The organism is Streptomyces pimonensis (assembly GCF_041380215.1).
Classification (GTDB): Bacteria; Actinomycetota; Actinomycetes; order Streptomycetales; family Streptomycetaceae; genus Streptomyces; species Streptomyces pimonensis.
The window spans coordinates 70,342-84,267 of sequence record NZ_JAHWZY010000012.1; the positions used below are offsets into that span (position 1 = coordinate 70,342).

At 72.0% G+C, this 13,926-nt stretch carries 14 protein-coding genes and 1 pseudogene; 10 read left to right on the plus strand and 5 right to left on the minus strand.

Annotated elements, in window-relative coordinates; genetic code table 11:
• The first annotated feature begins 37 nt into the window (after positions 1-37).
• The 5 genes from fasR to fabF all read left to right on the plus strand — a co-directional run bounded on the left by fasR (position 38) and on the right by fabF (position 5,005).
• Positions 38-1,243, plus strand: a complete 1,206-nt coding sequence (gene fasR, locus KYY02_RS14375; RefSeq protein WP_371238318.1) for a fatty acid biosynthesis transcriptional regulator FasR — start codon at positions 38-40, stop codon at positions 1,241-1,243.
• A gap of 89 nt (positions 1,244-1,332) precedes the next feature.
• The gene (locus KYY02_RS14380) at positions 1,333-2,244 is read left to right on the plus strand and encodes an ACP S-malonyltransferase (RefSeq protein WP_371238319.1); all 912 of its coding nucleotides are present in this window, start codon (positions 1,333-1,335) and stop codon (positions 2,242-2,244) included.
• Positions 2,245-2,266: 22 nt separating this feature from the next.
• Entirely contained in the window at positions 2,267-3,298 is a 1,032-nt protein-coding gene (locus KYY02_RS14385; protein ID WP_371238320.1) for a ketoacyl-ACP synthase III, read from the plus strand.
• Positions 3,299-3,378: 80 nt separating this feature from the next.
• On the plus strand, positions 3,379-3,627 hold the full coding sequence (locus KYY02_RS14390; RefSeq protein ID WP_004988657.1) for an acyl carrier protein: 249 nt from the start codon (positions 3,379-3,381) through the stop codon (positions 3,625-3,627).
• A 112-nt stretch (positions 3,628-3,739) separates the two neighbouring features.
• Positions 3,740-5,005 (plus strand): beta-ketoacyl-ACP synthase II, encoded by a 1,266-nt coding sequence (gene fabF / locus KYY02_RS14395; protein ID WP_371238321.1) that lies wholly within the window; start codon positions 3,740-3,742, stop codon positions 5,003-5,005.
• Between the two features lie 218 nt (positions 5,006-5,223).
• Here fabF and KYY02_RS14400 read toward each other — a convergent pair whose 3' ends face one another.
• A complete protein-coding gene (locus KYY02_RS14400) occupies positions 5,224-5,718 on the minus strand; it encodes a DUF3145 domain-containing protein (RefSeq protein ID WP_371238322.1) in 495 nt (164 codons plus the stop codon).
• A gap of 237 nt (positions 5,719-5,955) precedes the next feature.
• Here KYY02_RS14400 and KYY02_RS14405 point away from each other — a divergent pair, with 237 nt between their 5' ends.
• From KYY02_RS14405 to KYY02_RS14415, 3 genes and pseudogenes are all read left to right on the plus strand, one after another.
• Positions 5,956-6,867 carry an SGNH/GDSL hydrolase family protein gene (locus KYY02_RS14405; protein ID WP_371238323.1) on the plus strand — a complete coding sequence of 304 codons (912 nt, stop codon included), beginning with the start codon at positions 5,956-5,958 and terminating at the stop codon, positions 6,865-6,867.
• A 15-nt stretch (positions 6,868-6,882) separates the two neighbouring features.
• On the plus strand, positions 6,883-7,854 hold the full coding sequence (locus KYY02_RS14410) for an aldose epimerase family protein (protein ID WP_371238324.1): 972 nt from the start codon (positions 6,883-6,885) through the stop codon (positions 7,852-7,854).
• A gap of 398 nt (positions 7,855-8,252) precedes the next feature.
• Positions 8,253-8,387, plus strand: a pseudogene (locus KYY02_RS14415) (pyroglutamyl peptidase); the annotation flags it as partial.
• Here KYY02_RS14415 and KYY02_RS14420 read toward each other — a convergent pair.
• From KYY02_RS14420 to KYY02_RS14430, 3 genes are all read right to left on the minus strand, one after another.
• A complete protein-coding gene (locus tag KYY02_RS14420) occupies positions 8,359-8,973 on the minus strand; it encodes a LysE family translocator (RefSeq protein WP_371238325.1) in 615 nt (204 codons plus the stop codon). The pseudogene KYY02_RS14415 and the gene KYY02_RS14420 overlap by 29 nt on opposite strands.
• Complete coding sequence (locus tag KYY02_RS14425; RefSeq protein WP_371238326.1) at positions 8,970-9,764, minus strand: EI24 domain-containing protein; 795 nt, start codon at positions 9,762-9,764, stop codon at positions 8,970-8,972. Before KYY02_RS14425 ends, KYY02_RS14420 begins: the two co-directional genes overlap by 4 nt.
• A gap of 114 nt (positions 9,765-9,878) precedes the next feature.
• The gene (locus tag KYY02_RS14430) at positions 9,879-10,898 is read right to left on the minus strand and encodes an NADP-dependent oxidoreductase (protein WP_371238327.1); all 1,020 of its coding nucleotides are present in this window, start codon (positions 10,896-10,898) and stop codon (positions 9,879-9,881) included.
• A 93-nt stretch (positions 10,899-10,991) separates the two neighbouring features.
• Between KYY02_RS14430 and KYY02_RS14435 the strand changes: the two genes are divergently transcribed.
• Complete coding sequence (locus tag KYY02_RS14435) at positions 10,992-11,429, plus strand: MarR family winged helix-turn-helix transcriptional regulator (RefSeq protein WP_371238328.1); 438 nt, start codon at positions 10,992-10,994, stop codon at positions 11,427-11,429.
• Between the two features lie 272 nt (positions 11,430-11,701).
• Here KYY02_RS14435 and KYY02_RS14440 read toward each other — a convergent pair whose 3' ends face one another.
• On the minus strand, positions 11,702-12,517 hold the full coding sequence (locus tag KYY02_RS14440) for an SCO2400 family protein (RefSeq protein WP_371238329.1): 816 nt from the start codon (positions 12,515-12,517) through the stop codon (positions 11,702-11,704).
• 241 nt (positions 12,518-12,758) lie between these two features.
• Here KYY02_RS14440 and KYY02_RS14445 point away from each other — a divergent pair, with 241 nt between their 5' ends.
• Entirely contained in the window at positions 12,759-13,922 is a 1,164-nt protein-coding gene (locus KYY02_RS14445; RefSeq protein ID WP_371238330.1) for a mandelate racemase/muconate lactonizing enzyme family protein, read from the plus strand.
• Positions 13,923-13,926 lie beyond the last annotated feature (4 nt).

Genomic DNA, 13,926 nt, shown 5'->3' on the forward strand with positions numbered 1-13,926 from the left:
ACACGCGCGGCCGTACCGATAAGGCAGTCTTGTCCCCGTGCCCGAACCCGAGACCAGCGCCCATCGAGCCGCAGCGCGCCCCGCCCATCCGCATGCCGCGACGTTGAAGCGGCTGGAGAAGTCGTCCGGCAGCCTCGCCGCGCAGGCGATCACGCGGATGGACGAGACGCTGTCCTGGTACCGGGCCATGCCACCGGAGAACCGTTCCTGGATCGGTCTGGTCGCGCAGGCGGGCATCGCCGCGTTCACCGAGTGGTTCCGGCGCCCGGACGCTCCGCAGGCCATCTCCACCGATGTCTTCGGCACCGCGCCGCGCGAGCTGACCCGGGCGATCACGCTGCGGCAGACCGTGGAGATGGTGCGCACCACCATCGAGGTCATGGAGTCCGCCATCGACGAGGTGGCGGCGCCCGGCGACGAGAGCGTGCTGCGCGAGGCGCTGCTGGTGTACGCGCGGGAGATCGCCTTCGCCACGGCCCAGGTGTACGCCCAGGCCGCCGAGGCACGGGGTGCCTGGGACGCCCGGCTGGAGTCCCTGGTGGTGAACGCGGTGCTCAGCGGCGAGGCCGACGAGGGGGCCGTGTCGCGGGCCTCCGCCCTGGGGTGGAACTCGCCCGAGCATGTGTGCGTGGTGCTGGGCACCGCGCCCGACGGGGACTCCGAGCTGACCGTGGAGGCCATCCGGCGTGCCGCCCGGCACGCCAAGCTCCAGGTGCTGACCGGGGTGCTCGGCGACCGGCTGGTGGTGATCGCGGGTGGCAGCGACAACCCGCTGGCGGTCGCGAAGTCGCTGATCGGGCCGTACGCGGCGGGGCCGGTGGTGGCGGGCCCGGTGGTGCCGGACCTGCTGGCCGCGACCCGGTCGGCGCAGGCCGCCGCGGCGGGTCTCAAGGCGTGTTCCGCCTGGCAGGACGCCCCGCGCCCGGTGCTGGCGGACGATCTGCTGCCGGAGCGGGCGATGGCCGGGGACCCCTCGGCCCGCGAGCAGTTGGTGGAGGAGATCTACAGACCGCTGGAGGATGCCGGGGCCGCGCTGCTGGAGACGCTCAGTGTCTATCTCGAGCAGGCGAGCAGCCTCGAGGGCGCGGCACGGATGCTGTTCGTTCACCCCAACACCGTTCGTTACCGGCTCCGACGTGTGACTGACGTCACCGGATGGTCACCCTCCGATGTACGCTCTGCGTTCACGCTGCGGATCGCGCTGATCCTGGGGCGTCTGGCCGACGGCGATCTCCGTTCGTAGCCTTTTGTCGGGGCTCCACAAAACCGCCCCCTGTTCTTCGTCCTTGTCCTCACGGGCGGCCGTGGCCGTCCCCGAGAGAGAGTGTGAGAGTGCTCGTACTCGTCGCTCCTGGCCAGGGTGCCCAGACTCCCGGCTTTCTGACTGAATGGCTCGACCTCCCCGGTGCCGGGGAGCGCGTCGCCGCGTGGTCCGACGCCATCGGACTCGACCTCGTCCACTACGGCACGAAGGCCGACGCGGACGCGATCCGCGACACGGCCGTCGCCCAGCCGCTGCTGGTCGCGGCCGGGCTGCTGTCCGCCTCCGCGCTCGGGGACGTGGCACCCGGTGCCGTCGCCGGTCACAGTGTCGGCGAGATCACCGCCGCCGCCCTCGCCGGCGTCCTGGACGACAGCGCCGCGCTCTCCCTGGTCCGCAAGCGGGGTCTGGCCATGGCCGACGCCGCCGCGACCACCGAGACCGGCATGGCGGCGCTGCTCGGCGGCGACCCCGCGACGACCGTGGCGCACCTGGAGAAGCTGGGCCTGACCCCGGCGAACATCAACGGCGCGGGCCAGATCGTCGCAGCCGGCACCAAGGAGCAGCTCGCCGCGCTGGAGGCGGACAAGCCCGAGGGCGTGCGCAAGGTCGTCGTGCTCAAGGTGGCCGGTGCCTTCCACACCCACCACATGGGCCCCGCGGTCGACACGCTGGCGAAGGCCGCCGAGGCCCTGACGCCGGGCGACCCGAAGGTCACCTACGTGTCGAACAAGGACGGCAAGGCGGTCGCGACCGGCGCCGAGGTGCTTCGGCGCCTGGTCGGCCAGGTCGCCAACCCGGTCCGCTGGGACCTGTGCATGGAGACCTTCAAGGAGCTCGGCGTCACCGCCCTCCTGGAGGTCTGCCCCGGCGGCACCCTGACCGGTCTCGCCAAGCGCGCCCTGCCCGGTGTGAAGACGCTGGCGCTGAAGACCCCCGCCGACCTCGACGCGGCCCGCGAGCTCGTCGCCGAGCACGCCTGACGCCCTTAAGGAGCCGACCCGCATGGCGAAGATCAAGCCCAGCAGGGGCGCCCCGTACGCCCGCATCCTCGGCGTGGGCGGCTACCGGCCCACCCGGGTCGTGCCGAACGAGGTGATCCTGGAGACGATCGACTCGTCCGACGAGTGGATCCGCTCGCGCTCAGGCATCGAGACCCGGCACTGGGCGTCTCCCGAGGAGACCGTCGCCGCGATGTCCATCGAGGCGTCCGGCAAGGCGATCGCGGACGCCGGGATCGACGCCTCGCAGATCGGCGCCGTGGTCGTCTCGACCGTCTCGCACTTCAGCCAGACCCCGGCCGTCGCGACCGAGATCGCCGACAAGCTGGGCACGGACAAGGCCGCCGCCTTCGACATCTCGGCCGGCTGCGCGGGCTTCGGCTACGGCCTGACGCTGGCCAAGGGCATGGTGGTGGAAGGTTCCGCCGAGTACGTGCTCGTCATCGGCGTGGAGCGGCTGAGCGATCTGACCGACCTGGAGGACCGGGCCACGGCCTTCCTGTTCGGCGACGGCGCGGGCGCGGTCGTGGTCGGCCCGTCCCAGGAGCCGGCGATCGGCCCGACCGTGTGGGGCTCCGAGGGCGACAAGTCCGAGACGATCAAGCAGACGGTCCCGTGGGACCGTTTCAGGAGCGGCGACGTCTCCGAGCTGCCCCTCGACAGCAAGGGCGACATCAAGTTTCCCGCGATCACGCAGGAGGGCCAGGCGGTGTTCCGCTGGGCCGTGTTCGAGATGGCGAAGGTCGCACAGCAGGCGCTGGACGCGGCCGGGATCACCGCGGACGAACTGGACGTCTTCATCCCGCACCAGGCCAATGTGCGGATCATCGACTCGATGGTGAAGACCCTGAAACTGCCGGAGCACGTCACGGTCGCCCGTGACATCCGCACCACCGGCAACACCTCGGCCGCCTCGATCCCGCTCGCGATGGAGCGGCTCCTGGCGACCGGCGAGGCGAAGAGCGGCGACACCGCGCTCGTCATCGGCTTCGGGGCGGGTCTCGTCTACGCCGCCACGGTCGTTACCCTCCCTTAGGCACTCCGTGCCGGATCATGCGTCCGGTGCGCGAGGAACCACCGTCCCATCCTCTGGAATCACAACGAAGGAGCGCCATCATGGCCGCCACTCAGGAAGAGATCGTCGCCGGTCTCGCGGAGATCGTGAACGAGATCGCCGGCATCCCGGTTGAGGACGTCCAGCTGGACAAGTCCTTCACCGACGACCTGGACGTCGACTCGCTGTCCATGGTCGAGGTCGTCGTCGCCGCCGAAGAGCGCTTCGACGTCAAGATCCCGGACGACGACGTCAAGAACCTCAAGACGGTCGGCGACGCGACCGAGTACATCCTCAAGCACCAGGCCTGAGCCCTGCCGGGCCTTCCGTCCGCACGGGAGGCCCGGGGGCCGGGATCTTGGCCCCGCCACCCGGCGGTGGCGCCGTACGAATCCTCGTAGATCCGTTGGAGAGAGCATTCCGATGAGCCCGACCAATCGCACCGTGGTCGTCACCGGTATCGGCGCAACCACACCGCTGGGTGGCGACGCAGCCTCGACCTGGGAGGGCCTGGTCACCGGACGTTCCGGCGTCAAGCCCCTCACGGAGGAGTGGGCCGCCGAGCAGGCGGTCCGCATCGCGGCCCGGGTGGCCGTGGAGCCCACCGAGGTCATCCCCCGGCCGCAGGCCCGCCGCCTGGACCGCTCGGCGCAGTTCGCGCTGATCGCGGCCAAGGAGGCGTGGGCCGACGCCGGCTTCGAAGCCAAGGCCGGCGAGGACCCGAACGTCGACCCCGACCGGCTGGGCGCGGTCATCGCCTCCGGCATCGGCGGTGTCACGACCCTGCTGGACCAGCACGACGTGCTGAAGGAGAAGGGCGTACGCCGGGTCTCCCCGCACACCGTCCCCATGCTGATGCCGAACGGCCCGTCCGCGAACGTGGGTCTCGCGGTGGGCGCCCGCGCCGGTGTGCACACCCCGGTCTCCGCTTGCGCGTCGGGCGCCGAGGCCATCGGCTACGCCATCGAGATGATCCGCACCGGCCGTGCCGACGTCGTCGTCGCGGGCGGCACGGAGGCGGCGATCCACCCGCTGCCGATCGCCGCGTTCGGCAACATGATGGCGATGTCCAAGAACAACGACGACCCCGAGGGCGCCTCGCGCCCCTACGACGTCGCCCGTGACGGCTTCGTCCTCGGCGAGGGGGCGGGCGTGATCGTCCTGGAGTCCGCCGAGCACGCCGCCGCGCGGGGCGCCCGCGTGTACGCGGAGGCGGTCGGTCAGGGCATCTCGGCCGACGCGCACGACATCGTGCAGCCGGAACCGGAGGGGCGGGGCATCTCGCACGCCCTGCGGAACCTGCTGGAGCGGACGGACCTCGATCCGGCGGAGATCGTGCACGTCAACGCGCACGCGACGTCCACGCCGGCCGGTGACATCGCGGAGCTGAAGGCTCTGCGGAAGGTGTTCGGGGACGACGCGGACCACTTCGCGGTCTCCGCGACGAAGTCGATGACGGGTCACCTGCTGGGCGGGGCGGGCGGGGTGGAGTCGGTGGCCACCGTGCTCGCGCTGTACCACCGGGTGGCTCCGCCGACCATCAACGTCGAGAACCTCGACCCCGAGGCGAACGCGGACGTGGTGCGCGGTGAGGCGCGGAAGCTGCCCGTGGACGGGCGGATCGCCGCGTTGAACGATTCGTTCGGGTTCGGCGGGCACAACGTGGTGCTGGCGTTCCGTTCCGTGTGACGGGCGTCGGCTGCGGTTGGAAGGGCTCCTGCCTCTGGTGAGGCGGGGGCCCTTCGCCGTGGGGTGGACCAGGTTTCCTCGTCCCGCCGCCCCTGCCGCCCCGTCCTCAAGGGGCTTCGCCCCCTTCGCGCCCAGGGGGCACGGTCGGGTGCGGGTCCTCGGGGCCCAGCACGCAGTCCCCCGGGCGCCTGTCGGGGCGCTGTACTTCCCGGTGTCTTCTAGACCACCTGGTGGAGCCAGCGGACCGGGGCGCCCTCTCCTGCGTAGCGGAAGGGTTCCAGTTCGTCGTCCCAGGGCTTGCCGAGGAGTTTGGCGATCTCCGACTCGAGGTCGGTTTCCTCGGTCCGGGAGCGGACCAGGGCGGCGCGGAGGCGGTCCTCGGGGACGAGGATGTCGCCGTGGATGCCGGTGACGGCGTGGAAGATGCCCAGGTCGGGGGTGCAGCTGTACCGCTCGCCCTCGGCGGTGGGGCAGGGCTCGGAGGTGACCTCGAAACGCAGCATCTGCCAGCCGCGCAGCGCGGAGGCGAGCTTGGAGGCGGTGCCGGCCTGGCCCTGCCAGGAGAACTCCGAGCGCCAGGTGCCGGGGGCGGCGGGCTGGCGGATCCAGTCCAGGCTGACGCGCGTGCCGAGCACCCCGGCGATGGCCCACTCGACGTGCGGGCACAACGCGCGCGGCGCGGAGTGCACGTACAGAACTCCACGGGTCGTCACCGGAACCTCCGGGCTGAGCGGGTCGTCTTGGAACGGACGGAACGGCCGCGGCCCGGGCGGACCACGTTGATGGCGAGGCTACCGTGCGATGACGCAAGGAGTGTGACGTACCGTCGGTCCCGGCACCGGGAAACCTGCGTCATTCACCCGGCAGGACGCCTGTACGGGCGGGGCGGGAACCCCCGTGCGTTGTCATGGGCGGGGATTGACGGACCACGACACGCCGGGAGGCGACGGATGGAGCAGAGGACGCCGGGGCGCGGGCGCACTTCACGGGCCGTGCTCGCCGTGGTGACGGCCGCCGCGCTGGGCGTGGCCGGCTGCGACGCCGTCGGCGGCGGCTCCCCGGCCCCGTCCGGCACGGCGGCGCAGAAGGGACGGCCGTCCCCGAAGCCCACGCCCGTGTGGGACACCGGTCCGGACTCGGTCGCCGCCGTGGGGGACTCCATCACGCGCGGCTTCGACGCGTGCGCGGTGCTGACGGACTGCCCCGAGGTGTCGTGGGCGACGGGCGGCAGCGAGCAGGTCGACAGTCTCGCCGTACGGTTGCTGGGGCGGGCGGGAGCGGCCGAGCGGAGCTGGAACTACTCGGTGACCGGGGCCCGGATGGCGGACCTGCCGGGGCAGATGGAGCGGGCGGTGCGGCGGAGCCCGGAGCTGGTGGCGGTGATGGCCGGGGCGAACGACGCCTGCCGGGAGACCACGTCGGCGATGACGCCGGTGGCGGACTTCCGTGCCGACTTCGAGGAGGCGCTGCGCACGCTGCGCCGGGCGCTGCCCAAGGCGCAGGTGTACGTGGCGAGCGTGCCGGATCTGAAGCGGCTCTGGTCGCAGGGGCGCACCAGTCCGCTGGGCAAGGAGGTGTGGAAGCTGGGCATCTGCCCGTCGATGCTGGGTGACGCGGACGCCCTGGACGCGGCGGCGACGCTGCGGCGCGAGACGGTGCAGAACCGGGTGGAGGACTACAACGAGGTGCTGGAGGAGGTCTGCGCCGAGGACCGCCGCTGCCGCTCCGACGGCGGCGCGGTGTACGAGTACCGGTTCGGCACCGAGCAGCTGAGCCGCTGGGACTGGTTCCACCCCAGTGTGAGCGGGCAGGCCGAGCTGGCCGAGATCGCGTACCGGACGGTCACGGCGAAGCAGCCGTGACCTATCGTTTCGCACATGAACGAACTCTTCGGCACACTTTCCGACGGCACGCCGGTGCACCGCTGGACCCTGGAGCGGGCGGGCGTGCGGGTGCGGATCCTGTCCTACGGCGGGATCGTGCAGGACGTCGAGGTGCCGGACCGGGACGGGCGGGCCGGGAACGTGGTGCTGGGGTTCTCCGACCTGGACGGCTACCTCCGGCATCCGGAGCCCTTCCTGGGCGCCCTGATCGGCCGGTACGCCAACCGGATCGCGGGCGCCCGCTTCTCCCTGGAGGGGCGCGACCACACGCTCGCCGCGAACAACGGGCCGAACTCGCTGCACGGCGGTGAGCGGGGCTTCGACAAGCGGGTGTGGGACGTCAGCCCGGTCGAGCACGGCCTGCGGCTGTCCCTGGTCGGCGCGGACGGCGAGGAGGGCTTCCCGGGCCGTCTCGAGGTCTCGGTGACGTACGCGCTGGACGAGCGGGGCGCACTGGGGATCGCGTACGAGGCGGTGACGGACGCGCCGACGCACGTGAACCTGACGAACCACTCGTACTGGAACCTGGCCGGCTCGGGCAGCGCGGCCGGGCACGAACTGCGGATCGCCGCCTCCCGCCGCACCCCGTCCGACGCGGACCTGATCCCGAGCGGTGAGCTCGCCGACGTCTCCGGCACCCGCTTCGACTTCCGCGAGGCCCGCGAGGTCGGTACCGGGTACGACGACAACTTCGCGCTCGACAAGGGGGTGACGGCGACTGCCGAGGAGGTCGCCGAGCTGTACGACCCGACGTCGGGCCGGGTGCTGACGGTGGCGACCACCGAGCCCGGGATGCAGCTGTACACCGCGGACCACATCGGGGAGCCCTTCACCCCCGGCGACGGCATCGCGCTGGAGACCCAGCACTTCCCCGACTCCCCGAACCGCCCGGAGTTCCCGAGCACGGTCCTGAAGCCGGGCGAGGTGTTCCGCTCCGAGACGGTGTACGGCTTCGGGGTGCGGTAGCCGGAACGGCGCGCACCGCTGTGCACATGAGCCCCGGCCCGGGGTCAGGGTCCCGGGCCGGGGCTGCTCATGTGGGTGTTCCCCGGACCAGACGTTAATCACTGCGGCGACATCACGGCCCTCGATCAGCATGCCCGCCCGGATTCCGTACGAAGCCTTCACACAGGACCGCGACGGGGTGGGCCGGGGGGCGATGCCGGTGTGGGCCGGAGGGGTCGCGCGGGCCGGCGCCTGCGGGGCGCCTCTGCCACTCCCGGCTACGCTCGAGCGGGGACCCCATCGCCCCGGGGTGCCTCCCGGGCCCTCAAGGCACTGGGGGCACGACTGCCCGCGGCGGACGCGAGCCGTGGCGTGGATCGTGTCGGGCGCGTGATGGCGCGGCCTCCGGCACGCCGTACCCACGACTGCGGTTCGGCACCGGGAACACCGAGGTCACCGACCCCGAGTTCGTACGGAACCGTCGGGACATCATCGGGCAGGTGCGGTCGATCGTGACCGTGGCGGTCAGTGCGACGGGGCGAACGCGAGGCTGACGCCGAGGCCGGCCAGGACGGATCCGATGACCTTGTTGAGGACCTTCTGGCCGCGCAGCATCAGGGTGCGCATCCGGTCGTGGGAGAAGAACACCGCGACGGCGCCGAACCACAGCAGGTGGGCCAGCGACATGAACAGGCCGTAGCCCGCCTGCTGGAGGACCGGGGTGCCGGGGCCGACGGCCTGCGCGAACGTCGAGACGACGAAGAGGGTCGTCTTCGGGTTGAGGACGTTGGTCAGGAAACCGGTGCGCAGCGCCGCGAACGGGGTCAGCCCCGTCCTGTCCTCCAGGTCGACGGTGACCTCGCCGCGGGTGCGGAAGGTGCGGACGCCGATGTACACGAGGTAGGCCGCGCCGACCAGCTTGACGACCGTGAACAGGAAGGTGGAGGAGGCGATCAGCAGTCCGACACCGAGCATCGTGTAGGTGACGTGCACCAGGACCCCGGCGGCGACGCCGAGCGCACCGAGCAGGCCGGTGCGACGGCCGTAGAGGTAGCTGTTGCGCACCACCATGGCGAAGTCGGCGCCCGGGGCGATCACGGCCAGGACGGTGATGACGGCGACCGCGAGCACTTCGGTCATGAGGGGACGTCCTCCTTCCCGGGCTTCTCGGCGTCCTCCCCTGCGGTCTCCTCACCGAGCAGGTCGCGCGCCATCAGCGTGGCGCCGGCGACCGCGCCGGGCATCAGGAACACGGCGACGAACGGGACCAGGAACGCCAGCCCCAGAGGTGTGCCGAAGCCCCAGACGAGGGTCCTGCGGGACCGCAGCAGGGCGAGTCGCTCGCGCAGTTCGACCCCGCGCCGCTGGAGCGCGACGGCGGTGAGCTCCTCGGTGAGGAAGAACCCGGTGACGAGGAACCCGATCACCGGTACGACGGTCTGCCCCGCCACCGGGACGAATCCGAGCGCGAACAGCAGCACGCCCCACACCAGGGCCCGTACGACGATGCGGAGGCTGTCGCGGGCCGAGATCCACAGCTCCCGCAGCAGGGGCAGGCCCGACTCGGGGGCGGTGCCGTCGGGGGAGACGTCCCGGTCGACCTCCTCGGAGAGGCTCTCGTAGAACGGCTGCCCGATGAGCAGGGTCACCGCGGTGAAGGTGAGCACGGACAGCAGCAGGCCGAGCGCGAACAGCACGGCGGTGAGGAAGCCGCGGAACAGCCCGGCCCAGGGGCTGGACCAGTCGTCGGCGAACGGCGTCGCCCAGGTGACGAAGTCCTCCCCCCACAGCGCCAGGGCGACCAGCGCCGCCGCGTACAGCACCAGGGTGATCAGCCCTGGCAGCAGTCCGAACCCGAACTGCCTGCCGTGCCGGGCCACCCACCGCTGGCCCTTCAGGAGGTACCGGAAACCCGCCCCGAGATCGCGCATGGGGGGAACCCTATCGGGGTGCCGTCCTGCGGTACGGGCGAGGGCCGCACCCCACGTCCAGGGGTGCGGCCCCGTCGTACGCAACGACCGTCGGCGGGCGGCGTCACGGTCGGGTCAGAGCTTGACGATCATCTTTCCGGTGTTGTCGCCGCGCAGGACGCCGAGGAACGCCTCGAGGTTGTTCTCGATGCCCTCGACGACCGTCTCGCGGTACTTCAGCTCGCCCGAGCGGACCCAGGGGCCGACCTCCTGGACGAACTGCGGCTGGAGGTCGTAGTGGTCGCCGACGAGGAAGCCCTCGATGCGGCCGCGGGTCTGGATCAGCCGGGCGAGGTTGCGCGGGCCGGGGGCGGGCTCGGTGTTGTTGTAGACCGAGATCATCCCGCAGACCGCGATCCGGCCGTCCCGGTTGAGGCTGCCGATGGCCGCCTCCAGGTGGTCGCCGCCGACGTTGTCGAAGTAGACGTCGATCCCGTCCGGGGCGGCGGCGCGCAACTGCTCGCTCACGGGGCCGGTCCTGTAGTTGAAGGCTGCGTCGAAGCCGTACTCCTCGACGAGCAGCTTCACCTTCTCGTCGGAGCCGGCCGAGCCGATCACCCGCGAGGCGCCCCTGAGCTTCGCGATCTGCCCGACCTGGCTGCCGACGGCACCTGCGGCACCGGACACGAAGACGCAGTCGCCCTCCTTGAAGGCGGCGGTGCGCAGCAGGCCGGCGTAGGCGGTGAGGCCGGTCATGCCCAGCACGCCCAGGTACGCCGGGAGGGGCGCCGCCTCCGGGTCCACCTTGACGGCGTTCTTCGCGTCCACGACGGCGTACTCGCGCCAGCCGAGGAAGTGCAGGACGTGGTCGCCGGCGGCGATCCCCTCGGCGTTCGAGGCGACGACCTCGCCGACGGCGCCGCCCTGCATGGCCTTGCCCAGCTCGTAGGGGGCGACGTAGGACTTGGCGGCGCTCATCCGGCCGCGCATGTACGGGTCGACGGAGAGGTACTCGTTCCGTACGAGCACCTGTCCCTCACCCGGGGCGGGGACCTCCGCCTCGACGAGGGCGAAGTCCTCGGGCTTCGGCCAGCCGACGGGACGGCTCAGCAGATGCCATTCGCGACCGGTGGCGGGGGGTGTGGGGGCGGTCATGGCCGGGCACCTTTCGTCGGGATGTTTCACTACCTGAAACAACCATGCGACTGAACATTTCAGGATGTCAAGTAACCGGGTACCCTGGGGCGCATGGCCACACCCGACACCGCCCCGCGCCGTCCCGACGCCCTCACCCTGGAGGTCGTCGAGCTCATCGGCTCGGTGGTGGCCCGCTACCACGAGGAGTACGAGGAAGCCGCCGCCGGTCACGCCCTCACGGGCGCCCAGGCGAAGCTGCTGAGCCTGCTGTCCCTGGAACCGCTTCCGATGCGGAAGCTGGCGCAGCGGCTGAAGTGCGAGCCGTCGAACGTCACCGGGATCGTCGACCGGCTGGAGACGCGGGGCCTGGTGGAGCGTCGGCCGGATCCGGCGGACCGGCGGGTGAAGCTGGCGGCCGCGACGGCCGAGGGGCGGCGGGTGGCGCGAAGCCTGCGGGAGTCGCTGCGGTTCGCCCGCGAGCCGCTGGCGGGACTCTCGGAGGCGGAGCGGGTGGCGCTGCGGGACGCGCTGCGCAGGATGCTGGGGTAGCGCCCACGGCCGGCGGGCCGGGGGTTCACGCAGCCCGGTGCCTTGCGGGTGCCCCGCGTCGGTGCGGGCCGGGGCGGAGCGCACCGCCCGGCGCCCACGGGGGCGCCTCCCTTCCCGGCCTCTCCTCCCTCTCGGCCCCGCTCGAGCGGGAACCCCCCGTCGCCCTGGGGCGCCTCCCAGGGCTTTGAGGCGCCGGGGGAGGTGCGACTGCCCGCGGAGGGTGGGGCCGGCGGCAGCGGCCGCCGACGGGAGCGTCGGTCCACACGGTCGAGTCAGGCGCACCACCACAGGAACCGGTCGCAGGTCTCCGCGGGTTCGGGTTCCGGTTCGGGCTCCTCCGTGGTCGGGTCCGGCTCCGGAGTCTCCGGCTCCGCCGAGGGCTCCGGCGGCGGAGCCGTCGTCGGGCCGGCCGTGGGCGGGGGTGCGGACGCGGACGACGCGTCCTCCTCGGCTTCCCCCTCCTCCGCCTCCTCCGCCTCCTCCGCCCCCTCCGCCTCCGGGGAGCCGGAAGCCGACGGGGAGCCGGAAGCCGACGGGGAGCCGGAGGGCTCCGCACCGGGCGACTTCCCGGGCGCCGCGGCTCCCGCGACACCGCCGCCCGCCGGCTTCGAGGGCTCCACCTCCGTCGCGCCGCCGTCGGGCGACACCCTCCCGGCCGCCGCCGGCTCCGGCTCCGATCCGGGCGCGTCCGGGCCGAGTTCCGCGAGGCTCAGTCCGCCCGCCGCGAGGACGAACCCGGCCGCGATCACCAGGGTGCGGTAGCGCCGACGGCGGTGCGCCACGGCCTTGCGGTCCCGTCGGCTCTCCCTCGTCACGGGGGCCTCGTCCGGGTCCGGTCCCGGCCCCTGGTGCGACTCCGGATCCCGGCCCCGGCCCGCCCGGCGCCCGCGCGGCCCGCCGTCCTGCGGCTCGTCGGCGTACCCGCCGGGGCCCTCCCCGGCCCGGGCGGCCCCGTACGCCCCGTCCCCGTACGCCGAAGGCGCCCCGGGATCCTGCCACCGGACGTGGAGCGTCTCGACGGGCGTGCCGCAGCCGGGGCAGGCGAGGGCGCCGTTGAGGTGCCGTCGGCACGGGTGGCAAAAATCCATGACGCTGGAAGGTTAGGTTCCGTTCGGGCCCGCCTCATAGGCCTCCCTGTGAAGGTTTGGTGCGGACCAACGCCCAGACCCTTCGAAACTGCCGAAACCGTTATGCGTCCACCCCATTGACACCCTCACCGCCCCGTCCTTACTGTCACGCCAGCATTTCGAACGTGTGACGAAATATCGAACACCTCGGACTGCGAACACCGACACGAAGGTCCACCATCACAGCGAGGGGCTAACTGCCGTGCGCATCACCGGAATCAGCACACACGTGGTCGGGACGCCGTGGCGCAACCTGACGTACGTCCAGGTGCACACCGACGAGGGCATCACCGGAATCGGCGAGACCCGGATGCTGGGCCACACCGACGCCCTCCTGGGTTACCTGAAGGAAGCCGAGGTCAACCACATTCTCGGCTCCGACCCGTTCGCTGTCGAGGACCTGGTCCGCCGGATGAAGTACGGCGACTACGGCCGCGCCGGCGAGATCGTGATGTCCGGTGTCGCCGTCGTCGAGATGGCCTGCTGGGACATCAAGGGCAAGGCCCTGGGCGTGCCCGTCTGGCAGCTGCTCGGCGGCAAGGTCACCGACAAGGTCAAGGCGTACGCCAACGGCTGGTACACCACCGAGCGCACCCCGGAGGCGTACCACAAGGCCGCGCGGGCCGTGATGGAGCGCGGCTACCGGGCGCTCAAGATCGACCCCTTCGGCACCGGCCACTTCGAGCTCGACCACCAGCAGAGCCTGTACGCGGTCTCCCTGATCGAGGCGGTCCGCGACGCCATCGGCCCCGACGCCGAGCTGATGCTGGAGATGCACGGCCGCTTCTCCCCCGCCACGGCCGTCCGCCTCGCGCACGAGCTGGCGCCGTTCAAGCCGGCCTGGCTGGAGGAGCCGGTTCCGCCGGAGAACCTCAAGGCGCTGGAGAAGGTCGCCGCGAAGGTCGACATGCCCGTCGCCACCGGTGAGCGCATCCACGACCGGATCGAGTTCCGTGAGCTCTTCGAGAGCCAGGCCGTCGACATCATCCAGCCGGACGTCGGCCACATCGGCGGCATCTGGGAGACCCGCAAGCTCGCCGCGACCGCCGAGACCCACTACATGCTGGTCGCCCCGCACAACGTCGGCGGCCCCGTGCTCACCGCCGCGTCCCTCCAGGTCGGCTTCACCTCGCCGAACTTCAAGATCCTGGAGCACTTCAACGACTTCGCGGACGCGGAGATCAAGAAGGTGGTCAAGGGCGCGCCCCAGGTGAACCCGGAGGACGGCTGCTTCCACCTCTCCGACGCCCCCGGCCTCGGCGTGGAGCTGGACGTCGACGCGGCGGCCGAGTTCCCGCAGCAGCAGGCCCGGTTCGACCTGTGGGCCGAGGGCTGGGAGATGCGCAAGCCCAAGGGCACCAAGTGACCGC